This is a genomic window from Janthinobacterium sp. HH104 (assembly GCF_001758715.1).
Taxonomy (GTDB): Bacteria; Pseudomonadota; Gammaproteobacteria; order Burkholderiales; family Burkholderiaceae_D; genus Janthinobacterium; species Janthinobacterium aestuarii.
The window spans coordinates 264,043-290,414 of record NZ_LRIB01000027.1 but is presented as its reverse complement, the minus strand read 5'-3'; the positions used below and the strand labels follow the sequence as shown (position 1 = coordinate 290,414).

23 protein-coding genes, 1 tRNA gene and 1 pseudogene are annotated in these 26,372 nt (G+C 60.4%); 10 read left to right on the top strand and 15 right to left on the bottom strand.

All coding sequences use genetic code 11. The features are described 5' to 3' along the window. Positions 1-19 precede the first annotated feature (19 nt). Entirely contained in the window at positions 20-382 is a 363-nt protein-coding gene (locus JAB6_RS10475) for an Hpt domain-containing protein (protein WP_034755570.1), read from the top strand. A 298-nt stretch (positions 383-680) separates the two neighbouring features. Beyond that, positions 681-884 (top strand): cold-shock protein, encoded by a 204-nt coding sequence (locus JAB6_RS10470; RefSeq protein WP_010398811.1) that lies wholly within the window; start codon positions 681-683, stop codon positions 882-884. A 394-nt stretch (positions 885-1,278) separates the two neighbouring features. Here the strand turns inward: JAB6_RS10470 and JAB6_RS10465 are convergent, their stop codons facing one another. Then, positions 1,279-2,190, bottom strand: coding sequence for a LysR family transcriptional regulator (locus JAB6_RS10465; protein WP_034755572.1), 912 nt, complete (start codon positions 2,188-2,190; stop codon positions 1,279-1,281). Positions 2,191-2,406: 216 nt separating this feature from the next. Between JAB6_RS10465 and aceB the strand changes: the two genes are divergently transcribed. After that, positions 2,407-4,005: a malate synthase A gene (gene aceB, locus JAB6_RS10460; RefSeq protein ID WP_070302725.1), complete on the top strand. Its 1,599-nt coding sequence runs from the start codon at positions 2,407-2,409 to the stop codon at positions 4,003-4,005. A 79-nt stretch (positions 4,006-4,084) separates the two neighbouring features. Here the strand turns inward: aceB and gloB are convergent, their stop codons facing one another. Then, positions 4,085-4,894 (bottom strand): hydroxyacylglutathione hydrolase, encoded by an 810-nt coding sequence (gene gloB, locus JAB6_RS10455; protein ID WP_070302724.1) that lies wholly within the window; start codon positions 4,892-4,894, stop codon positions 4,085-4,087. A gap of 19 nt (positions 4,895-4,913) precedes the next feature. On the opposite strand from gloB, the gene JAB6_RS10450 reads away from it, so the two are divergent. The 4 genes from JAB6_RS10450 to JAB6_RS10435 all read left to right on the top strand — a co-directional run bounded on the left by JAB6_RS10450 (position 4,914) and on the right by JAB6_RS10435 (position 7,093). Then, the gene (locus tag JAB6_RS10450) at positions 4,914-5,690 is read left to right on the top strand and encodes a class I SAM-dependent methyltransferase (protein WP_070302723.1); all 777 of its coding nucleotides are present in this window, start codon (positions 4,914-4,916) and stop codon (positions 5,688-5,690) included. Further along, complete coding sequence (rnhA, locus tag JAB6_RS10445) at positions 5,683-6,120, top strand: ribonuclease HI (RefSeq protein ID WP_034755581.1); 438 nt, start codon at positions 5,683-5,685, stop codon at positions 6,118-6,120. Before JAB6_RS10450 ends, rnhA begins: the two co-directional genes overlap by 8 nt. Positions 6,121-6,221: 101 nt before the next feature. Then, positions 6,222-6,938, top strand: a complete 717-nt coding sequence (dnaQ, locus tag JAB6_RS10440; RefSeq protein ID WP_034755584.1) for a DNA polymerase III subunit epsilon — start codon at positions 6,222-6,224, stop codon at positions 6,936-6,938. Between the two features lie 80 nt (positions 6,939-7,018). Continuing rightward, positions 7,019-7,093 (top strand) — tRNA-Val (locus JAB6_RS10435). A 522-nt stretch (positions 7,094-7,615) separates the two neighbouring features. Here the strand turns inward: JAB6_RS10435 and JAB6_RS10430 are convergent. Next, complete coding sequence (locus tag JAB6_RS10430; RefSeq protein WP_139143344.1) at positions 7,616-8,155, bottom strand: hypothetical protein; 540 nt, start codon at positions 8,153-8,155, stop codon at positions 7,616-7,618. A 530-nt stretch (positions 8,156-8,685) separates the two neighbouring features. Between JAB6_RS10430 and JAB6_RS28900 the strand changes: the two genes are divergently transcribed. Further along, on the top strand, positions 8,686-8,940 hold the full coding sequence (locus JAB6_RS28900; protein WP_139143343.1) for a hypothetical protein: 255 nt from the start codon (positions 8,686-8,688) through the stop codon (positions 8,938-8,940). 206 nt (positions 8,941-9,146) lie between these two features. On the opposite strand, the gene JAB6_RS10420 is transcribed toward JAB6_RS28900, so the two are convergent. Further along, complete coding sequence (locus JAB6_RS10420; RefSeq protein WP_070302720.1) at positions 9,147-10,142, bottom strand: AraC family transcriptional regulator; 996 nt, start codon at positions 10,140-10,142, stop codon at positions 9,147-9,149. A gap of 140 nt (positions 10,143-10,282) precedes the next feature. On the opposite strand from JAB6_RS10420, the gene JAB6_RS10415 reads away from it, so the two are divergent. Beyond that, complete coding sequence (locus tag JAB6_RS10415) at positions 10,283-11,419, top strand: MFS transporter (RefSeq protein ID WP_254671556.1); 1,137 nt, start codon at positions 10,283-10,285, stop codon at positions 11,417-11,419. A 260-nt stretch (positions 11,420-11,679) separates the two neighbouring features. On the opposite strand, the pseudogene JAB6_RS28895 reads toward JAB6_RS10415, so the two are convergent. Beyond that, positions 11,680-11,757 (bottom strand): annotated as a pseudogene (locus JAB6_RS28895) (integrase core domain-containing protein); the annotation flags it as partial. Between the two features lie 323 nt (positions 11,758-12,080). After that, positions 12,081-13,559: a hypothetical protein gene (locus JAB6_RS10410; protein WP_070302718.1), complete on the bottom strand. Its 1,479-nt coding sequence runs from the start codon at positions 13,557-13,559 to the stop codon at positions 12,081-12,083. Between the two features lie 176 nt (positions 13,560-13,735). On the opposite strand from JAB6_RS10410, the gene yddG reads away from it, so the two are divergent. Beyond that, a complete protein-coding gene (gene yddG / locus JAB6_RS10405; RefSeq protein ID WP_070302717.1) occupies positions 13,736-14,641 on the top strand; it encodes an aromatic amino acid DMT transporter YddG in 906 nt (301 codons plus the stop codon). Positions 14,642-14,734: 93 nt separating this feature from the next. Here the strand turns inward: yddG and JAB6_RS10400 are convergent, their stop codons facing one another. From JAB6_RS10400 to JAB6_RS10360, 9 genes are all read right to left on the bottom strand, one after another. Continuing rightward, the gene (locus JAB6_RS10400) at positions 14,735-15,022 is read right to left on the bottom strand and encodes a hypothetical protein (RefSeq protein WP_034755607.1); all 288 of its coding nucleotides are present in this window, start codon (positions 15,020-15,022) and stop codon (positions 14,735-14,737) included. Positions 15,023-15,087: 65 nt separating this feature from the next. Then, positions 15,088-16,446 (bottom strand): Vps62-related protein, encoded by a 1,359-nt coding sequence (locus tag JAB6_RS10395; protein WP_070302716.1) that lies wholly within the window; start codon positions 16,444-16,446, stop codon positions 15,088-15,090. Positions 16,447-16,566: 120 nt separating this feature from the next. After that, entirely contained in the window at positions 16,567-17,616 is a 1,050-nt protein-coding gene (locus JAB6_RS10390; protein WP_083292664.1) for a helix-turn-helix domain-containing protein, read from the bottom strand. A 129-nt stretch (positions 17,617-17,745) separates the two neighbouring features. Next, positions 17,746-18,909: an MFS transporter gene (locus JAB6_RS10385; protein WP_070302715.1), complete on the bottom strand. Its 1,164-nt coding sequence runs from the start codon at positions 18,907-18,909 to the stop codon at positions 17,746-17,748. A gap of 92 nt (positions 18,910-19,001) precedes the next feature. Further along, positions 19,002-19,583 (bottom strand): violacein biosynthesis enzyme VioE, encoded by a 582-nt coding sequence (vioE, locus tag JAB6_RS10380; protein ID WP_070302714.1) that lies wholly within the window; start codon positions 19,581-19,583, stop codon positions 19,002-19,004. Between the two features lie 9 nt (positions 19,584-19,592). Continuing rightward, positions 19,593-20,711: a tryptophan hydroxylase gene (locus tag JAB6_RS10375; protein WP_070302713.1), complete on the bottom strand. Its 1,119-nt coding sequence runs from the start codon at positions 20,709-20,711 to the stop codon at positions 19,593-19,595. Further along, positions 20,711-22,000, bottom strand: a complete 1,290-nt coding sequence (locus tag JAB6_RS10370) for an NAD(P)/FAD-dependent oxidoreductase (RefSeq protein WP_070302712.1) — start codon at positions 21,998-22,000, stop codon at positions 20,711-20,713. Before JAB6_RS10370 ends, JAB6_RS10375 begins: the two co-directional genes overlap by 1 nt. 1 nt (position 22,001) lies before the next feature. Then, positions 22,002-25,019, bottom strand: a complete 3,018-nt coding sequence (gene vioB / locus JAB6_RS10365) for an iminophenyl-pyruvate dimer synthase VioB (RefSeq protein WP_070302711.1) — start codon at positions 25,017-25,019, stop codon at positions 22,002-22,004. Continuing rightward, positions 25,016-26,323 carry an FAD-dependent oxidoreductase gene (locus JAB6_RS10360; RefSeq protein ID WP_139143342.1) on the bottom strand — a complete coding sequence of 436 codons (1,308 nt, stop codon included), beginning with the start codon at positions 26,321-26,323 and terminating at the stop codon, positions 25,016-25,018. The genes vioB and JAB6_RS10360 overlap by 4 nt, the downstream gene beginning before the upstream one ends. Between the last annotated feature and the right edge of the window lie 49 nt (positions 26,324-26,372).

The following is a 26,372-nucleotide window of genomic DNA, read 5'->3' as shown; positions in this document are numbered from 1 at the left end:
GCGTCAGGCGAGTATTGCGATGGCAACCTTGATCGACCCGGACTTTCGCGCGCGTTTGCGTGCCCTGAATGAAAAATATGCGGCTGGCGTGCCGGCCCTGTTGCAGGCGATCACGCAGGCAAGCAGCCGCTGCGACAGCGAAGGCCCCCGTTTGGAACCGTTGACGGAACTGCACCGCGCGCTGCATGCGGTGGCCGGCTCGGCCGCCACCTTCGGCTTTGCCGCACTGGGCCAGGAATGCCGGCGCATCGAACAGCTGGTGCGCGCTATGCTCAATGCCCCTGCGCAAGCAGTGGCGGAATGGCCCGGCGTGCGGGCGCAAGTGACGGCGCTGCTGGACTGGGCGGGACGCGATGCGGCGGCCACCCATTTCATTGCATGAGCAACAGCACTATAGAGATGTGGTTGCAATGATTCATTTGATACAACGCAAAGCACCCGCGTCGAAGATTAGGATATAGTGTCTCCATGCCGCTGGTACAGGGCGCCGCAAGACGGGGATTTGGCTATTAAAGTAGTGTTCGTAAGTTTATTTTGCGAAAGAATGGTTTTTCTCAGTTTTGTTGGTATAATTGGGCATCGTTGGATTCGAGGTAGTAGTGCAGTTTGTCTGTCATTTCTTTCTTGCTTCAAACGATATAACGGGCGCAAGCCCAACTTAACTGAAATAGGAAATTGTAATGGCAACTGGCATCGTAAAATGGTTCAATGATTCGAAGGGTTTCGGCTTTATTACCCCTGACGAAGGCGGCGAAGATCTGTTCGCTCACTTCTCGGCTATCCAGTCGAACGGCTTCAAGTCCCTGCAAGAGAACCAACGCGTTTCTTTTGAAGTGACCGCTGGCCCTAAAGGCAAGCAAGCTTCGAACATTCAGCCAATCTAATACGCTGGATCAAACGAAATAAAGAAATCCTCGGTCTCCGAGGATTTTTTTTCGCCTAAATTTCTGTGAAGTAGCGGTTTTGCGAGTGTTTTATGGGCTACGCGGCTCTTTTTGGCATGCATTGCATCATCAGGTAGGTCGGCTTAGCGCTTGCGCGTAAGCCGACAACGGTGGTGTTGGGAAGATGTATGGGCTGGTGTCGGCTTACGCTGCGCTAAGCCGACCTACGCTTGCCAATGCAGATCCGGGAGTTGTTGTTTCCTCATGCGTCACGACGCCGGACAAAACCGTCGCGAGCGGAAGGAAGAGGTGGCCGAGAAGCGCAACCGTACTCTAGTACGGTGAGCATCACAGGCCGCCTATGCCGACGCGCAGCAGGTTTGGTCCCGCGTCTTCAAATAGCCCGTTCGCGCCAGTAGTCGGGTTGCGAATAACTGTGCCTTAAAAAATCCACGAACGCCCGTATGCGCAGCGGCAAGTGGCGGCGCTGGGCGAACACGGCGTAAATGTCATTGCCCGGGGCGGCGAACTGGTCCAGCACCGTCACCAGCTGGCCCGAGGCGATCTCGGCGCCCACTTCCCACATCGAACGCCACGCCAGGCCCTTGCCTGCCAGCGCCCAGTCGTGCAGCACTTCGCCATCGTTGCAGACCATATTACCCGCCACCTTTAAAATGATGTTCTTGCCATTTTCGCGGAAGGTCCAGCCCCGCTGGCTGCCTTCGCTGCTGATCGCCAGGCAATTGTGCTTGGCTAGGTCGGCCGGGATGCGGGGCGTGCCCGCCCGTTTCAAATAGGCGGGCGAGCCGACGAGCACGCGCTGGTTGTCGGCCAGCTTGGTGCTCACGAGCGAGGAATCGGACAGGCTGGCGATGCGGATGGCCACGTCGATGCCTTCGCCGATCAGGTCGACGAGGCGGTCGTTCAGGTTCAGCGACACCGTCACGTCGCGGTGTTCGGCGACAAACGAGGGAATCAGTGGTGCCACGTGCTGGCGTCCGAAGCCGGCCGGCGCGGAAATGAGCAGATGGCCGCTGGCCTTCACGCTGCGTTCGGCCACGGCCGCTTCCGCCTCTTCCAGTTCACCGAGGATGCGCTGGCAATCTTCGAGGAAGGCGGCGCCTTCATTCGTCAATGCCAGCTTGCGCGTCGTGCGCTGCAGCAATTTGACGCCCAGGCGCTGCTCCAGCGCATCGAGGCGCCGGCCTATCATGGCTGGCGCGATGCCTTCCGCGCGCGCGGCGGCCGACAGGCTGCCCTTGGCCACCACTTCCACGAACGTTGATATCTGTCTGAACTGCCCCATGCCGTGCTCCCGCGATGCCATCACTTGTGATAAAAACGCATAGATGAAGTGATTTTTAATCTCGTTTCCATGCCTTATAGTGCAATACTATAGAACAAACGCGCCGCCCGGCAGAGTGTTTTTGCGCCTCTGTCCAGCTTGTCCGCGCAGTCGTTCAGCTTATACTTGGATCACCAGATTACCTTTGCTTATATTGACTAAAAACCGGAGAACTTCATGACGCAGAACACGATCGCACTTCCAGAAGGCATGCAAATCACGGGTGATATCCAGCCCGGCTACGAACAGATCTTGACGCCGGCCGCGCTGGCGCTGGTGGCCAAGCTGACGCGTGAATTCGAGCCGCGCCGCCAGCAATTGCTGGCCGTGCGCGTGGAGCGGGCCAAGCGCCTCGACGCGGGCGAGCGTCCTGATTTCTTGCCAGAAACCGCGCACATCCGCGAAGGCGACTGGAAGATCGCGCCGATCCCGAAGGCGCTCGAATGCCGCCGTGTGGAAATCACGGGCCCCGTCGAGCGCAAGATGGTCATCAACGCCTTCAATTCGGGCGCGGACAGCTATATGACGGACTTCGAGGATTCGAACACGCCGAACTGGGACAACCAGATCACGGGCCAGATCAATATGTTCGATGCCGTGCGCAAGACGATTTCGCTCGAGCAAAATGGCAAGTCGTACAAGCTGAACGACAAGATCGCGACACTCGTCGTGCGTCCGCGCGGATGGCACCTCGATGAAAAGCACGTGCTGGTCGACGGCAAGCGCATTTCCGGCGGCATTTTCGATTTCGCCCTGTTCATGTTCCATAACGCTAAGGAACAACTGGCGCGCGGCGCCGGCCCGTATTTCTACCTGCCGAAGATGGAATCGCACCTGGAAGCGCGCCTGTGGAACGATATTTTCGTCATGACGCAAAATGAATTGGGCTTGCCGCAAGGCACGATCAAGGCGACCGTGCTGATCGAAACCATTTTGGCCGCGTTTGAAATGGATGAAATCCTATACGAGCTGAAAGAGCACAGCTCGGGCCTGAACGCGGGCCGCTGGGATTACATCTTCTCGTGCATCAAGAAATTCAAGCTGGACAAGGATTTCTGCCTGGCCGACCGCGCGAAAGTGACCATGACGGCACCGTTCATGCGCGCCTATGCCTTGCTGTTGCTGAAAACTTGCCACAAGCGTGGCGCGCCAGCTATCGGTGGCATGGCAGCCTTGATCCCTATCAAGAACGATCCGGAAAAGAACGATATCGCCATGGGCGGCGTGCGCAACGACAAGGCGCGCGATGCCACCGACGGCTACGACGGCGGCTGGGTGGCCCATCCGGGCCTGGTGGAACTGGCCATGGGCGAGTTCACCAAAGTGCTCGGCGACAAGCCGAACCAGATCGAGAAACAGCGTCCCGACATCGATGTGAAAGCGTCGGATCTGCTGAATTTCCAGCCGGAAGCGCCGATCACGGAAGCAGGCTTGCGCTACAACATCAACGTCGGCATCCACTACCTGGGCAGCTGGCTGGCTGGCAATGGTTGCGTGCCTATCCACAACCTGATGGAAGACGCGGCAACGGCCGAGATCAGCCGCTCGCAAGTGTGGCAGTGGATCCGCTCGAGCAAGGGTGTGCTGGAAGATGGCCGCAAGGTGACGGCCGAGATGGTGCGCGCCATGATTCCGGAAGAGCTGGCCAAGGTGCAGCGCGATGCGCCAGGCGGCAACGGCCCGACCTATGTGCGCGCCGGCCAGATTTTCGAGGAAATGTCGACGTCGGAATCGTTCGCCGAATTCCTGACCTTGCCGCTGTACGAGGAAATCTGATCCTGATCAAATAGATCAATAAAAAATCCCGGCGGTGCCTGATGGTATCGCCGGGATTTTTCTTTTTGGAAGCAGAAGCTTAAAAGTTGTTTTTCCACATCCGTAGCGCGGCAAACGCTTCCACGGGGGAGGCATCTGCCGTCAGCTTGCCTTCCACCTTCAGGCTGGTCAGGATCGCCGGTTCGCGGTAGCGCAGGAAGGGATTCGTGGCCTTTTCAAGGGCGATGGTCGACGGCACGGTCGATAATCCCTGCTGGCGCTTTTCCGTGTCGATGGCGATGCGTTCCTGCAGGGCCACATTGCCCGGCTCGACGGCGTTGGCAAAGCGCAAATTGGACAAGGTGTACTCATGCGCGCAAAATACCTCGGTATCGTCGGGCAGGGCGGCCAGCTTGCCCAGCGAATCGGCCATCTGGCCCGGCGTGCCTTCGAACAGGCGGCCGCAGCCGCCCGCAAACAGGGTGTCGCCGGAAAACAGCCACGGTGCGCCGCTGCGCTCGTCACGCTGGCGCACGTAGACGATATGCCCCTTCGTATGGCCGGGCACGTCGATGACGTTCATCTGCAAACCCAGCTCGGGCACATGGGCGACATCGCCTTCGGCAAGCGGTTCCGTGATGGCTGTGATAGCCTCATTGCGCGGGCCGAAGACGGGGACGGCGAAATGCTGCAACAATTCAGGCACGCCACCCGTGTGGTCGGCGTGGTGATGCGTGAGTAAAATGGCGGACAAGGTCAACTGATGGGCTTGCAGCGCATCGAGGATGGCCGTCGCATCGCCGGGATCGACCACGGCGGCGTGGCGGCCGTCGTGGATCAGCCACAGGTAATTGTCGGCAAAGGCGGGCACGGCAAGTACCGATAGAGCGTGTTCAGGGGAGTGTGTCATGAGCAAAAGAGAAAACTGAATGGACAGTGTGGCATCCGAAAAATCCATTATAGCGCTTGACGGCTGGCTGCAGACGCCGGCCGGTCTGTACGTGCGCGCCTGGGAGCAGCAATGCCTCGACAGCCTGACCGTCGATATCTTCGGTTTTAATGCCGTGCAGATCGGCTTGCCCCAGCTCGACGCGCTGGCCGCCAACCGCATGCCGAACAAATGGCTGCTCGATGCGCGCTTGCCTCCGCGCCCGCCGCAAGAGAAGCGCCTGACCCTGGTGTCGGCCTTCGATGAGTTGCCGTTCGATTCGCAAAGCCTGGATCTGGTGGTCTTGCCGCACGTACTCGAATTTGCCGCCGAGCCGCACCAGGTCTTGCGCGAAGTGGAGCGCGTGCTGATCCCGGAAGGGAGAGTGATCGTCTGCGGCTTCAATCCGGCCAGCCTGTGGGGCATGCGCCAGGGTCTGGGGCGGGTCACGGGCCGCCACTACCTGCCGCAGGCAGGCGAGCTGATCTCTATGCCGCGCATGAAAGACTGGTTAAAATTGCTCAACATGGGCGTCAGTCAAAGCTACTTCGGCTGCTACGCACCTGCCTGCAGGACAGAAAAATGGCTGCGCCGTAACGCTTTCATGGACAAGGCAGGTGCGCGCTGGTGGCCATATCTGGGCGCAGTGTATATAGTGCAGGCGATCAAGCGCGTCAAAGGGATGCGTTTGATCGGTCCGGCGTGGACCAAGAAACCGGCGACGGCGCCCGCAGGCGCACCGGTCACGAATAAAAGGCGGGAACAGCAAGATGGATAAGGTTGAGATTTACGCCGATGGCGCATGCAAGGGCAATCCCGGCACGGGCGGCTGGGGCGCGCTGATGGTGGCCGATGGCGCCAAGAAAGAAATTTATGGCGGGGAACTGAATACGACGAATAACCGCATGGAATTGAAGGCCGTGATCGAAGCCTTGACGGCGCTCAAACGTCCGTGCCAGGTGGTGTTGTATACCGATAGCCAGTACGTCCAGAAGGGCATCAGCGAATGGATCCACGGCTGGAAGGCGCGCGGCTGGAAAACCGCGGCCAAGGCGCCCGTGAAAAACGTCGACCTGTGGCAGGCGCTCGACATCGCCCAGGCCGTGCACGAAGTGGAATGGCGCTGGGTGCGCGGCCATAATGGACATCCGGGCAACGAGCGGGCCGATCAACTGGCCAACTTGGGCGTGGAAACGGTACGTGCCTGAGAACTAAATTTCTGCCCTGCAGCAGCGCGCGGGACGTAACCGGAGGGCACAGGTTTGCTATACTGTGCCCTTCGCTTTTTGCTTTTACGACTGAATCTGCCATGCGTCAAATTGTTCTCGATACTGAAACCACCGGCCTGAACCCGCGCACGGGCGACCGCATCCTGGAGATCGGGGCGGTCGAGCTGAACAACCGCATGTTGACGGGGAATAATTTCCACCATTACATCAATCCGGAGCGCGATTCGGAAGAGGGCGCGTTGGCCGTCCACGGATTGACGACGGAATTCCTCAGCGACAAACCGAAATTCGCGGAAATCGCCGACGAGTTCCGTGCCTACATCGCCGGCGCCGAACTGATCATCCACAACGCCCCGTTCGACATCGGTTTCCTGAACGCGGAATTCAAGCGCCTGAACCTGCCACCCGTGCACGAGCAAGTGGTTGGCGTGATCGACACCCTGGTGCAGGCGAAGGAAATGCACCCGGGCAAGCGCAATTCGCTTGACGCCCTGTGCGACCGCTATGGCGTCTCGAACGCTCACCGCAAGCTGCACGGCGCGCTGCTCGACTCCGAATTGCTGGCCGACGTCTACCTGGCCATGACGCGCGGGCAAAATAGCCTGAGCATGGAAGAAGAAGTGGAAGTGGCCGCCGACGGCGCCGTGCTGGAAATCGTGCCCCTGGCCGAAGTCATCTTCCAGAGCGCCACGGCCGACGAGCTCGCCGCCCACGAAGCCACCATCGCCGGCCTCGACAAGGCCGCCAAAGGCCAGTGCATCTGGACCGCCGTCACGTCGCCGCCAGCGGCCGCCTGAGAAAAAGCGGGGCTAGGTAAATTTCCTCTTGCCAGCCCTTGCAGATGCCGCAACACCTATGCGATAATTCGCCTCGCTTCGGGAGGTTAGCTCAGGGGTAGAGCACTGCATTCACACTGCAGGGGTCGCAAGTTCGAAACTTGCACTTCCCACCAAAATTTTAGTTTGTATTCAAAGACTTGGATTTCATATCTTGTCTGAATAGGAACTTGGGGCAAATCTGGGGCAATGGGTTGTTAACCCGCTGTCCAGCCCCAAACGATACGGCCGCTTCGCGCGGCCGTTGTCACGTCAAGCGAGTACACAAGCTTAGCTTGCGGGCGCTTCCTTGCGACGAAATTGTTAAGCTAAACCAGCGCCAGACCTATTTGTTGCCAGCGCCAGCGGGTGCATTGCTGCGCCCTCCGCCAGATGGCTTGCCCGTTGCACTTGGCCACCCTTCGCCATTTCCTTGCCCACGGCCACCGCCAGATGCTCCGCCACCTTTACTGCCACCGCCCTGGGAACCACCACTACGGCCCCCGTTATTACCGCTACCTTTGCTCATTTTTATCTCCTTTCCGGATCACTGTGAATCGCCACGAGTCTGCTGGACACCCGCTAGCCTTTCAAAATGCCTTCGCTCGCATTCGGAATGCAGCTCATTTCTTGTCGCCTTTGTTGCTTGCCGCTTCACATCACGGACATGCGGCATTCGCTAGGCCTCCGGTGTTGCAAGCGTTGAGGTAGCCTTGCGCCACTGCGGGCGTCAATTTGCCGCCCGTCTGTGCGTTTATGAATGCTGTGCGACAAGCGCTTTGACCGTTGCTCCCCGGGACAATCGTTTGAGCGTTCATGCGTTGAACATAGGTGACGGGGTCGACGCCACAGAGCAGGGCGTTGCTTTGCGCGACAAACGCTCCGGCAGCGTTCTGGACGATATTGGTCGCTTGTTCGCAGTTGTTGGCCTGAGTGCGCACTGTCAGGTGGAGAGGGACGGGCGGGTTCACGCCATTTGGCTGGAGGCCAAAGGTCAAGTGAACGTCGGGTTGCGCGGCCGTCAATTCACACACTTGCAGGTTTTGCGTAGCAGGGCTGAGGCTTTTGCAGAGGCCGCTGGTGGCGGCATTGCCATAAAACGCCAGCGATGGGCATCGATTGGGAACCTGCGCCAAAGCACAGGAGGAGGCGGACAACAGCGAAACGATCATTGCGGCATGGCGCATCTGGGATTTCATCTTGTTCCTTTCGACTTGGTTGAATGGTTGAGTTTGCTATCAAATTGAGGTCTGGCGAGTAGCTCCAGGATGTAAGAAATACAAATCCTATATGTTTCTACTGAAGAAAAACTATTCAAATGTAATAATATTAATTTTTTGAAAATATCGTTGATGTGCATCAGTGGTGTCCCGTTCCAACTGAGGACAAGTACGCTTTCCAGCTATCGGGGATGTTATCTGCTGATGCGATAGCGCTCTTGATCCTTTCCTTGGGCGGAAAAATAATCAATCCGGCTACCGTGCGATCGTCCCGATTCCGGCTCAGGAAGTACGGATCGTCTTCGGTCAAGTGTTGCAGGGCGTCAAAAAGCGCTGTGATTGGCGCGTTCAGCTGTGACAGTACCTCGGTTTGCTGGCGCTGGGCGTGTTCCAGGCGGCGCAGCGATTGTTTGTGCTGGGGAATGATGGGAAGGGCTGAGCGGGCGTGTTCGAGTCGCTGGCATTGTCCCTCTCCCTGGAGCGCGGTCCCCGCGCAGGGAACGAGGGAGGTGAGTGAAAAGCTGGTGCAGTGTTCGGAGTTGACATACCGTCTCACCGATTTCCCGGTTGAACCCATCGATCTTTTGCCGGGCTACAGCACGCTGGGACGTTGCCTTCGTATGCCGATCATGCAACTGACGGCAGGTTGCGGCATGATTGCTGCGGTATTCCTGCAGGCGTGTCAGGATCGGTCGCCGCTGAACGGCGCGCGTCAAGCGTCGGTGATCGGCGTTGAGCAACCGCAGGTTCGCCTGCCGGCTTAACATCACTGGCATGCCCGCTGCTTCCGCAGGTAGGGCAGCCCAGTTCGCCGCTGCTCGGCTCGGCACCATCGTTCATGAAGACAAGGCCGCCCGACGTCGAGGCGATCAACTGGCCAGCGGCGCCCGCGGTCGCGACGGCCTGCTGCGTTTCTGGCGAGAGGTCGCTGAAAAAATGGATTGATCCGCGCTTCCCTCAGCGATTCTCCTCAAAGCATTTGCCGACAGGCACCCGGCGGCTTGCCGATGACGCGCTTGAAAGCACGACTGAACGCGGCTTGAGATGTATAGCCAAGGCGTCGGGCGACGACGTCGATGGATACTCTTTCGTGAGTGAGAAACTGTGTGGCAAGACGCATTCTCAATTCCGTGGCATAGCGCAGGGGCGGCACTCCGATGGTGGTTTCAAAGCGTCGCGCGAAGACTGAGCGGGAGATATGACACTCCGCAGCCAACTGTGCAACTGTCCACTCACGACCAGGCTGGCGGTGCAGCGCCAATATGGCACGAGCAAGGCGCGGATCACGCAAGGCGGCGAGGAGACCAGAAGCGTTTTCACAACCGCATTCAATCCAGCCGCGCACGATCATTGCTGCCGCGACCTCCGCCAGGCGAGCCAGAATGCCTGCAAAGCCAATACGGCCGGCGCAGATTTCACGCTTCATTGAATCAAGAACAGGCAGTAAGCCAGGATAGTCTTGCGCTTGCGTGTCAGCCACCATGACGGTTGGCATCAACTTGCCGATCCCTTGCATCCCGCCGAGATCGAATTCCATGCAGCCGTAAAAAATAACCGCACTGGGCATGGGGTGCGTACTGGGACATGTGTCTACTCCGCTAACGGATTCACCAAGGGGCGCGGCATCGAACTTTGCGATGTCCTGAAATGCAATACCCGCATCCGATAGAAGCTGATGTCTCCTGCCGTGAGGCATGAACGCCGCGCTACCGGCGGACAGCTGATGCAACTCACCATCATCCGTACATATGAAGGCAGTGCCAACGGCCAGGAAGTGGAAGTAGGCGTGGCCTGGCTTGTCTTCAAAGCCGATGCCGAAAGCTGGACCGGTCTGAATGCGGCGGTACTGGACTCCACGCAGGCGCATGCCTGTCAATAGTTCACTGACGAGATTAGATGATGGAGAAATTTGACTTTGCTTGCTCATTTTAGGTGTTTTGATCAAAACATCAGGATCTACCATCATAGATCATCCTGGATTTTACCTCTAGACTTTCGACTCTGATTGTTTTAGGGATTGTAGAGATGAACAACGATGTTTTTGCTACCGGGCAAACGCCCAACGCGAACGATGCGTCTGTTTTAGAGCCAGCGGCAGCAGCATGGATGGCAGTGTTTTCACTGGCAATGGGGGTTTTCGGTTTACTGACGGCGGAGTACCTGCCAGCCAGTCTATTGACCCCGATGGCCTTCGATCTTGGCGTATCGGAGGCACTAGCTGGTCAGGCAGTGACGGTGACGGCCGTCGTGGCCATGTTCGCCGGGCTGTTGGTGCCAGGTCTCACGCGTCATTTTGACCGGCGTGTCGTCTTGTTGGCTTTCACGGTGCTGATGATCGCCTCCAACCTGCTGGTGGCGTTGTCCTCAAGCTTGACAGTATTGTTGGTGATGCGCATTCTTCTGGGCGTCGCGTTAGGTGGCTTTTGGAGCATGGCGGCAGCCGTGGCTATGCGGCTGGTGCCGGCAAAGTTGGTACCGCGAGCGCTCTCCATCATATTCAGCGGCATCGCCATCGGGACGGTCGTTTCCGTACCGTTGGGCAGCTACTTGGGGGGGCTATATGGCTGGCGCAGTGCATTTATAGCAGCCGCGGCTGTCGGAGGGCTAACACTTTTGTTTCAATTGGTCACGCTGCCCCGTATGGCGCCGCGCACGATGATGCGCACGACATCGGTACTGGGACTGCTCCGTCGCCCGGGGATTGGGATCGGGATGTTGGGCTGCGTACTTGCCCATACCGGGCAATATGCATTGTTCACCTATATTCGCCCCGCTCTTGAAAGCGTTGTCCAAATAGATGTAAACGGTTTGTCTCTGATGCTCCTGGGTTTTGGTGTCGCCAACTTCGTTGGCACGCTGCTGGCCGGCTGGCTAATGGAGCGTAGCCTGCGTGCTACTTTAGTGCTCATGCCTGCGCTGGTGGGCTTGGCGGCATTCGCCATGATTTTACTGCCAGTCCAAGGAACAGGCCTGATGCTTTTGGTCGCTCTGTGGGGCCTGGCGTTCGGCGGCGTACCTGTCGCCTGGTCCAACTGGGTAGCCCGTGCCGTCCCTGACCAAGCGGAGACAGCTGGTGGCATGGTCGTCGCTGCGGTGCAATCTTCAATAGCTGCCGGCGCTGCATTGGGTGGCATGATGTTCGGGTTTGGTGGAGTGACAGGCGTTTTCATTATTGCTGGCGTTGTGATGCTGCTCGCTGCTCTCGTTATCGCTTTAAGAGTTCGGGTCGAACTGCCGCAGTGAACCGCCACAAGTGCGCTAGACGCTCTTCAGGCGATCAAAATCCTGCTTTTCGCAATTGAGCGGGTTGGAAGGCTCATGATGACCAGTCCACTGTGAGCGTGCAAAGTCCCCGATCTGGCTGAGCGCACGAAGTAGATGACCGGCTAGTTTATCGTAGCCAACTGTGCCGTCATAGCGCTCAAAAGCAGGCGCTCTGCTGTTGCCTCGCTCAGCTATGCCATCCTTCGCCGGCAGTTATGGCTAGGGAAGGCCTGCTTTTGCTCGCTCATACGGCCGTTGAATCGTTCAACCATGCCGTTCGTTTGCGGATCCCGGGGCGGTGCCAGGTGGTGTTCGATGCTCATATCTGCTTGGCCAGTTCTGTTCCAGCAAACTGAAAACCTCTGACATTGGCAAAAATCGGATCCTTGAGTTCCTGCAACTAGTGATGAGGGAACGCGGTTTTCAGTGCTTTTCGATAGAAAAAGGCGCCACCGCCGACCAGAATAATATTTTTAATGTCAGCAGCGCCTTGCGGAAGCGATCGATTGATGATTTCCTTATCTATGACGGTCTCCTTTTGATAATTGCCGCGACAAGATGACTGTTCAGGGCGGTGGGCTGAGTCGTTAATATGCGCCTTCCGGCATCAAGCCGGGCTGCGGCAATTGCCCGGCGTATGTTAATTGCCCACGGCCCGATCCGGGATGATCCATTGGAAGTCCGTGAGGGTGAAGGGTGTCAGGCATGAGCTCTTGGGGTTGAGCGAGGCGCGCAGGTTCGGGCATTGCGGATTTTGATAGCTGGCCACGCCCGGTGTCATGGCTTTAAAGCTGCTGGGCCAGCCTGCGTTGGCGTGGCAGGTGTAGCAGCTGGTGCCGACCGGGTGCGTCACCAGTTCGATGTACGGGTTGGTGGCGACGGGGAGCAGGTCCGGGTTGCCTTTTTCCGGGATGCCGTAGGCTTCCGTCAGCAGATAGTGTTTCCATGGTCCCGTGGCCTGGATGTCGGCCGGGCGGTTGGCGGCATACGGCATGCTGTCGGGGCGGTCCGACCACCACACGCTTTGCAGGCCCCAGCTTGGGATTTCCTTGGTATTGATGTGCATGGCGACCGTGACCAGGTAGTCGCCGGCGCCGAAGGGCTGGCCGTTCAGCCAGTAGCTGGCGGCGTTGATGATGGCCTTGTCGGCTTCGTCGAAACTGGCCCAGTCGGCCGCACTCACCTTGTGGTGGTAGAAGTCCTGCAAACCGTATACCTTGGCGGCTTTGGTGATGACGGGCCATGGCGTGGTGGTATCGTGCTGGTACAGGCCGTGCAGATAGCTGACCTTGGCCATCTGGCCCACCTGCTTGCCGTCCGGGGCGATGGCAACGGCCGTACGCCACTTTTCGTAGCCCGCATAACCGGTATATTTGGCGCTGAAGTCGTCGTGCCACACGGGCAATGCGGTCAATCCCCTGGCTTTGACGGGCCAATACATGTGCTTGGTTACGACATAGCTGGCTGGCGCATTCAGATTGTGCACGCGCTTGGCTGGATCGTCCTTGCTGTACAAGGCATCGAGCGTGCTTTGCTTGTAGACGGGCTGTTTGGGATCGCGGATGAAATCGAGCGCCTCCTTGCTCAGCGATTCCGTCGCGATCATGATATCGCCGTTGAAGGCGAAGTGGATGCCGTCGCGGATGCTGATTTTGACTTTTCCTCCTTCCGTCGTGCGGACTATGGCGCCAGGATATGCGGCGATGACCTGTTCCGGGATGCGGTAAAACGGTGTGTTTTGCACGTTGACGGGAGTCAAAGTGCTCGCCCCCAGGCGGCCCATGCGGCGCTTGGCTGGCTTCACCTCCGCCGTGGCGGCTGCCGCATCGCCGCTCAACGCCGCCGTGTCGGCGAACGCGTCAGTGCCGTTGGGCCAGGTGTACCAGACCGGCCAGTCCAGGCCGGCGGCCGGCTGCATGATGCCGGCCCACAAACGCCAGCCGTGCGCGCGCACGAAGGCGTTGTCGCCTGTCTTTACGGCCGTCTGCAGCGCGCGGGTTTCTGCCGGTTCCAGATAGCCATAGCCTTTGGGGAAGGGCTGGTAGGCGGGCGTGCCGGCGGCTGCGGTGGCGCAGAACAAGACGGCGAGGCTGGCGGACACTGACTTGGGAGCGGACATGAATGCACCTGTTTAAGTTGAGTTATTGAAAGACATAGTATCCGCAAATAATTGATGAAATCTCAATAATTGTCACCGCTGATTGCCCTGGCGAACGACACCGTGTATGGTCTCGCAAGCCCGGCGCCTGGCTGGTGCCGCCGGGCGTTTGATTGCCTCACCTGAATGACATACACATGAAAAATACCAACAAGGCCACCCTGACCGGGCTGGGCGCCATTCTGCTGTGGAGCGCCATTATCGGGCTGATCCGCAGTGTCACTGACTTGCTGGGACCCACGGGCGGGGCAGCGATGATGTACAGCGTGGCGTCAGTGTTCCTGCTGCTGTCCGTGGGTTATCCGAGGCTGAGCGAATTTCCGCGACGCTACCTGGTCTGGGGCAGTGTGCTGTTCGTTACCTATGAGCTGTGCCTGGCGCTATCGATAGGCTATGCGGGCACGGCGCGTCAGGCCATCGAGGTGGGCATGGTGAATTACCTGTGGCCGACCTTCACCATTGTCGCGGCCATCCTGTTCAACGGGCAAAAGAGCAATTTCCTCATCGTGCCGGGCTTCCTGCTGTCCGTCGCCGGCATCTGCTGGGTGCTCGGTGGCGAGCAGGGCTTTGACGTGGCCGGCACCGTGGCCAATGTGCGGAGCAGCCCGCTCAGCTATGGCCTGGCCTTCGCGGGCGCGCTGATCTGGGCCGCGTATTGCACCGTGACGGCGCGCCTTGCGCAGGGCAAGAACGGCGTGACCCTGTTCTTCATCCTCGTTTCCATCAGCTTGTGGATCAAATACCTGCTGCAAGGGGGCGGCCACATGGCGTTTACTGCCGAGGCCGTCACTTATCTGGTCCTGGCCGCGGGCGCCATGGGCTTTGGCTACGCCGCGTGGAACGTGGGTATTTTGCACGGTAACGTCACGATCCTGGCTGGCGCTTCGTATTTCATCCCCGTGCTGTCTGCCGCGCTGTCGTCGCTGCTGCTGCGCACGCCGCTGTCGCTGGCCTTCTGGCAAGGCGCGGCCATGGTGTGCGGCGGTGCCATCCTGTGCTGGCTGGCGACGCGGGCGGGACGTGCCAGGCCGGTCATCAGCTAGCACTAGCCGAAACACGCCGCCGCGCAACCGGCCAGGCGGTGCGGGCGGGGCTATGGACGCCCGCGCCATGCGGGCAGGATCAAGGTATCGCCATCAGAAAGTCCTGCAGCCCGGACCGGGAGCGAGCCCCCACGACTTGCCGAAGCTGCCCCGCTTGCACGCTTCAAGCGTGAGATTGGGCCTGGATTTGCCGCTGCATTGCCGCGCGGACCAGCAAGGGGCGTGGCCTTGCTGGTCCGCGGCGGCATCCTTCTCTGCCTTGGTGGTGGCCGGGCTGGCCGCCGCATTTTCCTTGGGTGTTTCCTTCTCCTGCTTGGCGGCACCCGCCATGGAAACCGCTGAGATCAAGGCGACAAGGCAAAACAGACGTTGCAGTTTCATATAAACCTCCTGGTTGGATGAGAAATGTCAAACACACTGTTGTACTGCTGGGAAAGAACGGCGATTCAATTTTCCATAGCTTCTGGCGGGCTCGCCTTGTCCGGCGGGGGAATGTTGGTGCGGTCCTGATTCCGGTAGGCGATGGGCCTGATCTGCGTCCCATCCGAGCGCGTCACCACCAGGTCGGTCAGCAATTGCCATTGCCATACACGCGCCGTTTCCTTGAAGATCAGCTGTTCCGAATATTCGACGCTGGTCTCTTCCGTGCGGCCGCTTAGCTGCGTTAATGAAAATGTGTTGGTCATGGAAAGGGATGCCGAGGCGGTGGGACCTTCGAACACGGCACCGACCTCGACGTTCGTGGTGATCGACGTCGACCGTTCGAAGGTCGTGGATTCTTCTTTGGTCACGCCGACGCGGTAGGTTGTCGTCGTGGTGCCGCCCCCGGTCGGCGATAACACGTTGTAGCAAAAGTAATACGGCTGGGCGGCGATGAAATAGAAGGGTGACGTATACGGCTGGTCGGGTACGTTGCTGGCGTCACCGGGGATGGCGGTAAACGGGACGATCACGACTGGGCTCAAGCCGGCCTTCAGCTTGTGGTTGACCACAATTGCCGGGTCCAGCTCCGGCCGTGGCGGGCCTGGAAAATCAAATGGCTCCACGTCGAGGCAGGCCATGGGGAGGCGCAAGTAAAATGCCGGCAAGCTGCCATAGGTATACGCCAGCGGCGACAAAAGGACGTATCCATCCTGAACATCCTTCCATTTGTCCGGGCGCGCCTTCGGCGCTTCCACGCTGCCGCTGCCTTGCCATCCGTGTTCTTGCCATACGCGGATCTTGTCGACGGAAATGCACAGGTCTTTTCTCACGCACCAATAGTTGCTTCTGTCCGGTTCCCTGGCGTTAAAGCAGATGCCAAGCGCGTAATAGCCATCGGGCGCAATGGGCTGCCAGTAGCAGATGTCCCGGGGGTTTTTGGAGCCTCTGTCATTGACCAGAAAACGGAACCCCGTCGGATGCGCCAATGCGGGACCCAGGGCGGACGGCGGCGCTTCCGGGCACGGTGACAGATAAAACATGGGAGACGCCCGGGGCGGCTGATACGGCGGAGCCAGTCTGGTGGCCACCGCGATGTCGCCGACGGGCAGGCAATTCGCATCGCGCTGCCCGCTGCCCGTGAAATGGTAAAGGCCGATCCACGGCATGTTGTTCAGGTCGGGGGGGAACGTGCTCAGGTCCAGTTGGCTCCATACTTCGGTGAACTCATCCGGCTTGGCTAAAGTCAAACAAATTTCACCGTAGCGCACCGCCGTCTTTGTCCAGTCCCTGGCGCGCACCGCCTTGACGATGGCGGCGTTCGCCTTTTCATTGTACGGAGCCAGGGCGGGGGCGAGGGTGGCATCGTTGTTGTCGTTACGCATGGGTGCAGAACTCCGTCGAGAGTAGGAACCGGTCCCGCAGCTGTCGCGGGCGGGTAGGGAACTTGATTCTCCATCTCCGGTTCATGCCGACTTGACACCCTGTTTCACTTTTTTAAAATATTATTTTGAGGAAAGATCATTCCGGACTGTGCCTGAACTGTTCCCGAATTGTTCACGAAAATCGCGCGGCGACATGCCATACGCGCGGCTGAACGCGCGTGAGAAATCGGAGGCGCTGTTGAAGCCCAGTCCCAGCCCGATCTGCGTCACGGCAAGATGGCGCATGCTGGTCAGTTCATGTGCCGCGTCGCGCAGGCGGCAATGGCGGATGTAGGCGGCCAGGCCCCCCTGGGATTCAAACAGGCGGTAGATGGTCGAGCGCGCGACGGGAAACGCCCGCATCACGCCGTCCGGCGTCAGGTGTTCCTCGTGCAGGTTCGCCTGGATATAGTGTTCGATCTGTCCCTGCAGCGCGGCGCGGGCGACAGCGCGCCCATGCTCTTCCAGGCGCTGCTGCTTGGCAAATGCGGCAATGATCAGCCGGGCGCACGTGCGTAGCGTCTGCTCTTGCTGGTCTGCCGGCAGCGCTGGCAGGCGCTGGCATAGGATATTCAGGTAAGCCGGCAGCATGCGCGTCAGTGGCGTGGTATAGCCGACGATGCGGCCATGAATGGCTTCGGCGTCAGGCAGGTGCGCGCTGACCGCGGCACGGGGCAGGAAGAAGGCCAGTACATGCGCCCGCGTCGGCCGCACCATGCGCATCGGCTGGTTCATGTCCAGGGCCAGTATGCCTGGCGTGTATTGCAGCGCTTTTGCGCTGGGGCGCGCCGTGCTGGTCTCGATAATGCCCTGCACGGCGATGTGAAAGACGAAATCGCGCATGCTGTCGGTGGAGATGCGCTCATTGCTGCGCAGCTGGGTAACCGCGTCCGTGCGGCTATCCAGATATGCCATGTCCGGCAGCAAGTACGTGTCGAGTTCTGCGTGAAAGCTATTGCCCAGCTGCTGGCGCCTTACCTGGAGGTCAAGGAACCGGCCCAGATAATCGCGCCAGGCCAGTAGCTGCAGTTCCTTGTGCTCGCTGGCGACGCTGAAGTGCTGCCGCGTCAGCCCGCTGACGGGCGGCGTGCGGGCATGCCTGATGTCACGCGCGGCAAGTAGGTCGCGCATCGCCGTGGAATATTCCTGGCTCAATGGTGGTGGCTCCAGCGCTAGAGGGTAGCTGTTGCCGGCAGCTTGTCAGCCAGCACCATGATCTTGCCGGGATTGGACCTGGCCGTCAAGACACGTCGCCAGCCGCTAATGCGACAGCACCGAATCGCGCGACTTATGTCCGAGGTAAGGCAGCAAGCTGATGAGGCCAAGCACGGCCAGCGCGACACCGACCCACAGCGGCGAGCGCAAGCCGTAGCCGGCGGCGATGCCGAGGCCGCCGAGCCATGAGCCGGCGCCCAGGCCGATATTGATGACGGACGTGTGCACCGTGTTGACCAGCGGCCCCGGATGGGCGGTTTTCATCACGCGGGCGATGATGGCGGGATTCATCGACATGCCGACCAGGCCCGTGACGACCAGCAAGGCGACGCTGATGGTCTTGTCGTGCGCAAAGACGGCGAACAGCGCCAGGCTGATGCTCAGGATGACCATGCCCCAGACCATGATGACGGTGGTATAGCGGTCCGCATAACGGCCGACCACGCCATTGCCCACTACATTGGCGATGCCGTAGACGCCCAGCAGCCAGGGGATAGCGGACGCCGGAAAACCCGTAACTTCCGTCAGGATGGCCGCGAAGTAGCTGAACGCCGCGAAAATCGCGCCGATGATGAGGCCGCTGCTGGCATACGCCGCCCACAGGTGGCGGTTGCGGAACTCTGCCAGTTCATTGCCGAGGCTGACGACTTCGGATGGCTTGGTGCGCGGCACCAGCACGGTGATGAGCGCCAGGCACATCAGCGCGAGCAGGACCACCAGCCAGAAGCTGGCGCGCCATCCCAGGTGCTGGTCGATGAGCGTGGCGACCGGCACGCCCACCACCGAAGCGAGCATGAGGCCGCCGATCACGACGGCGGCGGCGCGTCCGCGCGCGTTGGGGCTGACGATATCGGCGCAGATCGCCAGCGACAGGCCAAAGCAGGTGGCGGCGGCCACGCCCGTGACCACCCGTGCGACGGCCAGGATGTCATAGCTGGTGGCGGAGGCGGCGACGGATTGGGCCAGGACATAAAAGCCCAGCAGCCACAGCAGCCCCTGCTTGTTCGGCACGCGCAGCTTGAGCAGGACGACGGTGCTCAGCGGCCCGCCGATGACCATGCCCATGGCGTAGAGGGAGATCAGATAGCCGATCCGTGTCACCGGTTCGTCCATGGCCAGGGCCAGTGACGGCATCATGCCCGCCACCATGAATTCGGAGGTGGTTAACGAAAAGATCGTCAACCCCAGAATGTAAACAACCAGCGGCATAGCAATATCCTTCGAGAGTAATAACAAAAAACACTAGCCAGGGATGGCGCGCGCCCCGGCCGCATGCGGCCCTTGCACGCGCCATGCCCTGGTCAGGTGTTGCAAGACGTAAAGACGCTGTCCGGAATGTCGCCGACAGACAGGTTGGGAAAGTCGCGTACCGAACGGTGCTGCGGGTCGTTGCCGGTGACCATGCGCAGCAGGCGGTTGCCACCGGCCTCCAGGTAAAACACCGATGGCGGCTTGCCCGCTGGCTCGACTACCCAGGCATCCGCCTCACGGCCCAGCACGCTATGGCGGCCGTCGTGACGGGCGCCGCCGTCCAGCAGCACCGCTTGCGGCAGGAACAGCGCCTGAAACGGCGTCACCTCGTCGGCCAGTGCCGTTTCCTGCAGCTGTGCGCCAGTTGCCTGCGCCTGCCGTGCATAAGCCACTTTCTGCTTGCGGCTTTGTTCACGCCGGGCGTCGCCGATTTCCGACATCCACAGCAGGTGTCCATGTTCCTTTTCCGGCCAGGGGTTGAACAGCCCATCGATGCGGCAGATGTTGCGCGCATAGTCGAACCAGCAATAGCCGGACGTGACCTGGTCGTCCTCCTGCATCGGCGTCCAGTAGGAAACATAGGCGCTGCTCCATTGCATCGGCAGCAGCGGCGGGGAGACGTGTGTCGGCATGGTATCTCCCTAGCGGCCCAGCGCGTAGCCTAGGCTGGCCATCAGCGCTTCCTGCAGCGATGGCAAGTCCTTGCGGCGGGCGTCGAAGCTGGCGGTCAGCTCTGCATTGCTCAGGTCGATACGCTCGCCTATGGTTTCAAACCACAGACGGCTGGCGTTGGCGTGGTCCTTGAACAATTGCATCAGAGGCACGGCGCGGGCATTGAAGCTGTCCAGGGCGGCGGCCGTGCCGGCTTCGGTATTGAGGATTTTGACCAGCAGCAGGGCCGCCACCACCGCCATGGTGGTGCCATGGCCGATGGAAAAATGCCCCGATTGCAGCGCATCGCCGAGCAGGACGAACTTGCCGTCGCAGGCCCGGTCGCGGCTGAGGGTCATGAAGTTGCGCCAGCCCTGGCCCGGTTGGCTCTGCAGCCCATGGTCGCCGAGCTCGGCTTTGAACGTCTTGGCGATATATGCGGCGGCGTCGCGCTCGGACAGGGCTTCCAGGCCGGCCCTGGCGTACGTCTCTTCGCTGCATTCGACGATAAAGGTGCTCATCGTGTCCGAGTATTTGTAGGCATGGCCGATGAAAATGCCTTGCTCATTGCTGCGGAACACCAGGTTCATCTGGTCGAACAGCTGGGTGGTGCCGTACCAGATGTATTTGTTGCGGCCGAAATCGATGTGCGGCACCAGCGCTGGCGGCAACTCCAGCGATTTGTAATTGACGCCGTTCGCTACCACCACCAGGTCGTACTCCGCTTCCAGCTGCGCCCGGGGCGCCAGCGGCGTTTCATAGCTGATCGCGATGCCGGCCGCCACGCACTTGGCGCGCAGCGCTTGCACCAGAGCCTCGCGTCCCACGCCGCACAGGGTCACGCCGGTGCTCATCAGGTTGGGCTGGTCGTTGTGCACGAGCTTGAATTCTTCCAGGAACTGCGGATTGAGCCGTTCCGGCTGCTCCAGATAGGAGAGCGGATTGGCCGGATGGCGCGGCGGGCGTCCCGGCAGCACCACGCCCCAGCCCAGCACTTCTTCCGGGGTGTTTTTTTCCGTGATGCTGATATTCCAGCCGGGCTGGGCTTGTTTCATCTGACTGGCGAAGAGCAGTCCTGCGGGGCCTGCGCCGATAACGAGAATGTTCATTAATTTACCCTTCCAAGTTTGTACCAAACGTTTTGTTTCTTCTGGATTTGCTGCAATTCATCGTAAGGAACCGATGTGAAGTACAGTTTCTCCGCCATGTCTGGCGGATAAACACGGGGGAATTTCTTGTGCATGTAGCGCGTGTAGCGCGTCTGCAGGAAGAAAATCAGATTCGGATTGCTCAGCGCTTCATAGTTGGCGATCGCCATGTCCTGCATGGCGTCCGCCTGCACCTTGCGCTGCTGCGTGAACTCGGACAGGGCAGGGCCCAGGGCATTGCCGTGCTTTTCCAGTAGGGAAACGAAGACGTGGACGTCTTCCAGCGCCATGTTCATGCCTTGTCCGAGGAAGGGGGCGGTGGCATGCGCCGCATCGCCGATCAGCAGGATATTGGACTTGTAGTGGAAGGTGCTGGAACGGACATTGATGAGGTCGTTGCTGGGCAGCGCCATGAACTGGTCGATCATCTCCTTGCGGCGGTCCGGCGGCAGGTTGCCGAAGTAGCGGCTGAAGAAGTCGGCCATGGCTTCGCGGTTGAGCGTGCCCAGGCTGGGCGTGCCCGTGTAGGGCAGGCACAGGGCGAAGCTGATGCTGCCGTCCGGAATGGTGGCCGCGCGGCCGGCAAACAGGCCCTTGGAATCCATGCCGAAGAAATACAACAAATCCTTCCGGAAACCCAGATCCGCCGCGTTCGGCAAGACCAGCGTCTTGTAGCCGTGGCGGAAGTAACTCTGTCTGAACTCGAAACGGCGCACGCCGCTTTGCATGGCGCGCCGCACGGCCGAGTGGGCGCCGTCGGCGCCGATGACCAGGTCGCCATGCAGCTGCTGCACGGCGCCGTCCGGGCCCTGGATCAGCACGAGCTTTCTTTCCAGGTCGACATCCAGGCATTTATGCTCAAAGTAATACTTCACTTCGTGCAGGGCGGCATGCCGGTTCAGCAGGCGCTGGAAGGCGGTGCGGTCCAGCGACAGGGGAAACAGGCCTTCGAGCGGGGTCAGCTCGCGTATGCGGTGCCGGCCGCCCACGCTGAACGCCATGCCGACGATGGGTTCGCCGCACTGGTCGAGCTCCTGCTTGCCGATGCCAGCTCCCAGGACGGCCTTGATGCCGCGTACCGTCATGCTCACGCCGATGGCACGCGAGTTGACCGGGTCCGCGTTTGCGGCATTCTCCAGCAGCGGATCGCCGCGTTTTTCGATAACGTGGACATCGTGTCCCCGTTGCGCCAGATAAATGGCGCTGAGGCTACCTGCCAGGCCTCCGCCGACGATAATGATTTTATGCATTTCAAGCCTCTCTTGACATCTTTCCCCGAGATAAATCGGTAAGTTGCTGATTAAAAAACTCCAACATCTCTATCGGCGCCATGCCGATGACATCGCTCTCAAGGCCGCGCGCGTACTGCGCCAGCGCCTGGCATTTCTGCGCCAGCATGTCGCAACCCAGGCTGTAGTCGCTGCTGATCAGGCTGCTGACCGGCTCTGGCACGGGCGGTCCCGCATGGCGGCCGGGTACGCCGGACGGCATGTTCATCAGGGCGGCCGACAGGGGACGCAACAGGCCGGTCATGATGTCGATGGACGCATTCATCAGGCGCGAACGGCGCAGGCTGCCCAGCGGCCGCTGCGCGAAATGGTGCGCCATCATCAAAAAGGTCAGTTCGTAGCAGCCTTGATACAGCTGCATCAGCGCGCGCGCCTTCCGGTCGGTCACCACGGTGCAGTCCGCACGCGCTTCCAGCACGGGATTCTTCAGCGCCGGCAGCGCCGGCTCGAACGGTTTGCCGCAGGCTGAAAACTTGCCGGCCACGGCGCGCAGCCGCTGGAAGTGCGACGAGGCGAAATGCGGCGAATCGACGGCCACGCCTTCTCCCTGTTCGGTGACGAAGTCGATGGCAAACAGCGCGCTGTCGCGGTCCGATACTTCCAGCTGGTAGCCGGGATAGGCGCGGTTGGTCAGTTCTTTCAGGAACAAATGGTGTTCGCCGCCGCGCTTGCCGCCGCCGCTTTCGAACAGGCCGGGCAAGTCGGCAACGGCCTGGCGGATCGCGATATAGAAGGTGGCGATGGATTTGCCTGGCGTGGGGATGTAGTCGGGCCATTCGAAACGCACGAAACGGGCCAGCACGTGTTCGGAAAATGGCTCGAACGCAAATTCCGTGTCCAGGCCGAAACGCTTGCGCGCCAACTGGCCCATCACCGGGGTGCCGCTATAAAACGGTTCGCCTAGCGCCATCAGCACATTGTTGACCAATAAATAGTGAATCATTTCTTCATGGGCGATCTCCAGCAGCGCGCCGCGCGTGCCGCTGTTGCGGCGCCGGTCTTCGGCGCCGCAGGCCAGTTCCAGCTCGGCCGGCAGCCAGCGGCCTGCCTGCACCAGCGCCGCCCCCTGCGCATAGTTGGGAATCGAATACGCGGCATACAGGTACTGCAGCATCAGCGACAGTTCCAGGTCGATGGCCTTTTTCAGCTCCTCGATCAGCTCGGCCTTGCTGCCGATGACAGGCGGCACCGCCGCTTCCGGCACCGCCGCCTTGGCCTTTGCCTCGACCTGCGTCAGGTATTTCAGGAACAGGCGCGACTTTGGCAGCGACAGTTCGCGGGTGCTGGGCATGTAATAGCTCTTGTCGCGGCTCCGCGGATCGCACATCTGCCACATCAGGCGCGAATAGGTTTCGCACTTGCACTGGTCCGCCAGGCTGAAGACCTTGTCCGACATGAATGGATACACGAGCTCGTAATAGCTCATCACATGCCGGTAGAGGAAGGCGTAGTCGACCTGTTCGGCCGGTACGTCGTCGAGGTCCCAGTCGTCGGGCAGTACGCGCACGCCGAGGTATTGCTTATCCTTGCCTGCCCCCAGCACGATCCTGGTCGCGCCCGGCTGGCGTCCCGTCAGGGTCAGCGCCGTGTAGCCATGTCCGAGCGGCGACGGTTGCTGCTCCACGGCCAGCAGCGCGCCGTCCTCGGCCTGCGCCGGCAGGGACGCAGGCGCCGCCAGTTCGCCGCGGAAGCGGCTTTGCACGGTGATCGTCTGCGGAAATTGTTCGTGCTTGTTGCGGTTCGGCGCTTCCAGGTACAGCTGGTTGCTGTCCGATTGCAGTACCCAGTCGGTTTCGTCCCACTGCGCCTGTGCGCTGCCCAGGCTGAGCGAACCCGTGGCCGCGCCAGCGTGCTGCAGCGGCACGTCGAAGATGCCGTGATGGCGCCAGTAGTCGCGGTACAACTGCTCGGGTATCCGCGCCAGCAAGGTGCCGGCGCCGTCCTGCAGCAGCAGGTCGCCGAGCGCCTGCTTGTCGCCCAGGGCATGCGTGGGATGCTGTTCCGAGACGGCGCGCGGGTCCCGCGTGGTGAAGGGAATGGCGGTCGGCATGTTGAACGCGACGCGGTCCGCATGCATTTTCACCAGCACCGGTCCCAGGCTGGCCTGGCGCGGCTGCAGCAGGCGGCCGGCCGGATAGCTTGCCAGCTCGTCGCGCCGCCACAGGCCGATGCTGCCGGCCAGGTCGTAGAACACGGGCGAATCGGGTTTGAGCGGCGTCGACATATTGAACAGCGCATATTGCACCGTCAGACCCAGCACCGCGTCGTCGACCAGGGCTTGCCGCAAGGCCTGCATGCTGGCCGGCAGCGGCAGATCCCCATTGAACAGGAAATGCGGATCTTGCTTGGCCACCGAAAACTGGAACAGCCTGGAGCGGCCGAATTCCTCGTCCAGGAAATGCCCGCTGCGTTCCGTGACATGGCCGCTGCCGAGCCAGCGTACCGAGTGCGCCTGCGCGATATCGGCTGTGAACAAGGTGGGCGTGTTCGGCGTGGCCAGCTTGTCGCTCAAGGTAAACTGGCCGGCGTAGATCAGCGTGGTGTCCGGCTGCGATGGATTGTTGTCGATCCACCTGGCGCGGTTGAACGTCGTGCGCAGATACTCGTTGTAGTGCCCCCACAGGGCCAGCTTGGCGCCCACCAGCGCGTCCTGCGTATCGACCTCGCCAGTGCCAAGTTGGACGCCCGTGATCCGCGCGTTTTCCCACGAGAAATGGTTGTTGCCGCAAAAATTGTAGCCTGCCGCCTGGCTGAAGATGCCGTCCGGATCGGGCTTGCCCTCTGCATTGAAGCGGGGGGCAAGCTGTTTCAGGTGTGCATGGAATTCGGACGGTGGCCGGCTCAGGTCGACGGCCTCGCCCGCCATCGATACCGCATTCGTGGCGATATCGATGTTGCCGTGCGTATTGCGATTCCCCGTCGGCACATTGGCGCGGGCAAATCCCCGAAAGTGCAGGCGGGGGAAGTCAAGTAGGCTCATGCGCGCTCGGTCGAGGAAGTGATGAAGGTATCGTTGGCGGCCGCGACCTCGTCCAGTTGAGCTAACCGTTGCAGCAACAGGCCGCTGGCGTGCTGGGCGCTGATCAGGCTGCCTTCCATCCAGCCGCAATGCGCGGTATAGGCATCCGAGCAGGAAATGATGCCGTCCCGGTGCAGCAGGACAGCCGGGTGTTCGGCTTCCGGTTCCACGCAAAACTCGACGCCATGCGGCCAGAACTTGTGGAAGTGCGCCTTGATCTGCGGCAGCGGCTGGCCATCGAGCGGCAGGACTTCTTCCAGGTGGCTGCGGACACGCTCCAGGTACACGTCTTCGCCGAGTTCCAGGCTGTCGCGCCAGTAGCTGGCACTTTTGCTGTCGGTATAGAACAGCACATACTTGTCGCTCTTGAAGTAGATCTTGCGCAGGGGATTGGCCGCCATCAGCACCTTGTCGGTCAGCCCCAGCGCGTCCCACCAGGCCGTGTCGAACGTAAGGAAACCCTTGAACAGGGGCAGCGAGTCGTACTGGAACGGGCTCCAGGCGGCCGGGAAATCCAGGTTCAGGCGCGGCATGGCGGATGGCGGGATCGCCATCACCAGATGACGTGTGCGGTGCATCTGCGTGTCGCCGTGGTGGCTGAAGGCGAGCACATGGTCGGCGCCCGATTTTTCAACGGATAGCAAGCGATGTTCGAGCTGGAATTCCACGCCGGCGACCTGGGCCTGATGCTGCAACTGGCATAGCAGCGCGTGGTAGCCATCGGTGGCATAGTGCCACTGGTTGGTGGCGTTTTCCGTGAAGTGCTGCGTTTCCGGGTGTTTCTTGATGATGTCGTAGGCCATGGCCGCCGACACCATCGGCAGCAGCAAGGCGTCATAGCCGGTCGCCTTGATGATGTGGCTGGCCTTCTCGGCGCCCAGGTAATGGCTGACGAAATCGAGGAAGGAGGCGTTAGGATGCTCCTTCAGCCTCGGGCTCAGCTCATCCAGCGTCGCCTTCAGCTCGTCGAGCACGCTATCGTGGGAGATGACCTCGGTGAACGGATAGACCGCATGCGGCAATCCGCTACCCTGCATCAGTTGCTGGAAATGTGGGTGCAGTTGCGGCGAATAGCGGGCGGCGCCCAGTTCGGCGATTTCCTCGCCATCTATTTTTCGCGACTGAATGCGGCCGCCGACGGTGGCATTCAGGTCGAATACCCGGATGCGCAGCTTCCTGCTGGCGGCGGCGTCGATCAGGCGGCTGGCGCAAATCAAGCCGCCTATGCCGGCGCCAACGATGCAAATGTCAGAATATGTGCTCATACGAAATTCCTTTTTAACGTTCATTAATCAAAAGGCTGCAAAATCGCCA

What these genes read in the sequence shown, in the direction of transcription:
- JAB6_RS10395 (WP_070302716.1), bottom strand. Translation starts at nt 16,446, where the DNA reads ATGCGTAACGACAACAACGATGCCACCCTCGCCCCCGCCCTGGCTCCG.
- vioB (WP_070302711.1), bottom strand. Translation starts at nt 25,019, where the DNA reads ATGAGCCTACTTGACTTCCCCCGCCTGCACTTTCGGGGATTTGCCCGC.
- JAB6_RS10475 (WP_034755570.1), top strand. Translation starts at nt 20, where the DNA reads ATGGCAACCTTGATCGACCCGGACTTTCGCGCGCGTTTGCGTGCCCTG.
- dnaQ (WP_034755584.1), top strand. Translation starts at nt 6,222, where the DNA reads ATGCGTCAAATTGTTCTCGATACTGAAACCACCGGCCTGAACCCGCGC.
- JAB6_RS10390 (WP_083292664.1), bottom strand. Translation starts at nt 17,616, where the DNA reads ATGCGCGACCTACTTGCCGCGCGTGACATCAGGCATGCCCGCACGCCG.
- vioE (WP_070302714.1), bottom strand. Translation starts at nt 19,583, where the DNA reads ATGCCGACACACGTCTCCCCGCCGCTGCTGCCGATGCAATGGAGCAGC.
- JAB6_RS10430 (WP_139143344.1), bottom strand. Translation starts at nt 8,155, where the DNA reads ATGAAATCCCAGATGCGCCATGCCGCAATGATCGTTTCGCTGTTGTCC.
- JAB6_RS10415 (WP_254671556.1), top strand. Translation starts at nt 10,283, where the DNA reads ATGGCAGTGTTTTCACTGGCAATGGGGGTTTTCGGTTTACTGACGGCG.
- JAB6_RS10450 (WP_070302723.1), top strand. Translation starts at nt 4,914, where the DNA reads ATGGACAGTGTGGCATCCGAAAAATCCATTATAGCGCTTGACGGCTGG.
- JAB6_RS10470 (WP_010398811.1), top strand. Translation starts at nt 681, where the DNA reads ATGGCAACTGGCATCGTAAAATGGTTCAATGATTCGAAGGGTTTCGGC.
- gloB (WP_070302724.1), bottom strand. Translation starts at nt 4,894, where the DNA reads ATGACACACTCCCCTGAACACGCTCTATCGGTACTTGCCGTGCCCGCC.
- JAB6_RS10420 (WP_070302720.1), bottom strand. Translation starts at nt 10,142, where the DNA reads ATGATGGTAGATCCTGATGTTTTGATCAAAACACCTAAAATGAGCAAG.
- JAB6_RS10465 (WP_034755572.1), bottom strand. Translation starts at nt 2,190, where the DNA reads ATGGGGCAGTTCAGACAGATATCAACGTTCGTGGAAGTGGTGGCCAAG.
- yddG (WP_070302717.1), top strand. Translation starts at nt 13,736, where the DNA reads ATGAAAAATACCAACAAGGCCACCCTGACCGGGCTGGGCGCCATTCTG.
- JAB6_RS10400 (WP_034755607.1), bottom strand. Translation starts at nt 15,022, where the DNA reads ATGAAACTGCAACGTCTGTTTTGCCTTGTCGCCTTGATCTCAGCGGTT.
- aceB (WP_070302725.1), top strand. Translation starts at nt 2,407, where the DNA reads ATGACGCAGAACACGATCGCACTTCCAGAAGGCATGCAAATCACGGGT.
- JAB6_RS10410 (WP_070302718.1), bottom strand. Translation starts at nt 13,559, where the DNA reads ATGTCCGCTCCCAAGTCAGTGTCCGCCAGCCTCGCCGTCTTGTTCTGC.
- JAB6_RS10385 (WP_070302715.1), bottom strand. Translation starts at nt 18,909, where the DNA reads ATGCCGCTGGTTGTTTACATTCTGGGGTTGACGATCTTTTCGTTAACC.
- JAB6_RS10360 (WP_139143342.1), bottom strand. Translation starts at nt 26,323, where the DNA reads ATGAGCACATATTCTGACATTTGCATCGTTGGCGCCGGCATAGGCGGC.
- JAB6_RS10375 (WP_070302713.1), bottom strand. Translation starts at nt 20,711, where the DNA reads ATGAACATTCTCGTTATCGGCGCAGGCCCCGCAGGACTGCTCTTCGCC.
- JAB6_RS10370 (WP_070302712.1), bottom strand. Translation starts at nt 22,000, where the DNA reads ATGCATAAAATCATTATCGTCGGCGGAGGCCTGGCAGGTAGCCTCAGC.
- rnhA (WP_034755581.1), top strand. Translation starts at nt 5,683, where the DNA reads ATGGATAAGGTTGAGATTTACGCCGATGGCGCATGCAAGGGCAATCCC.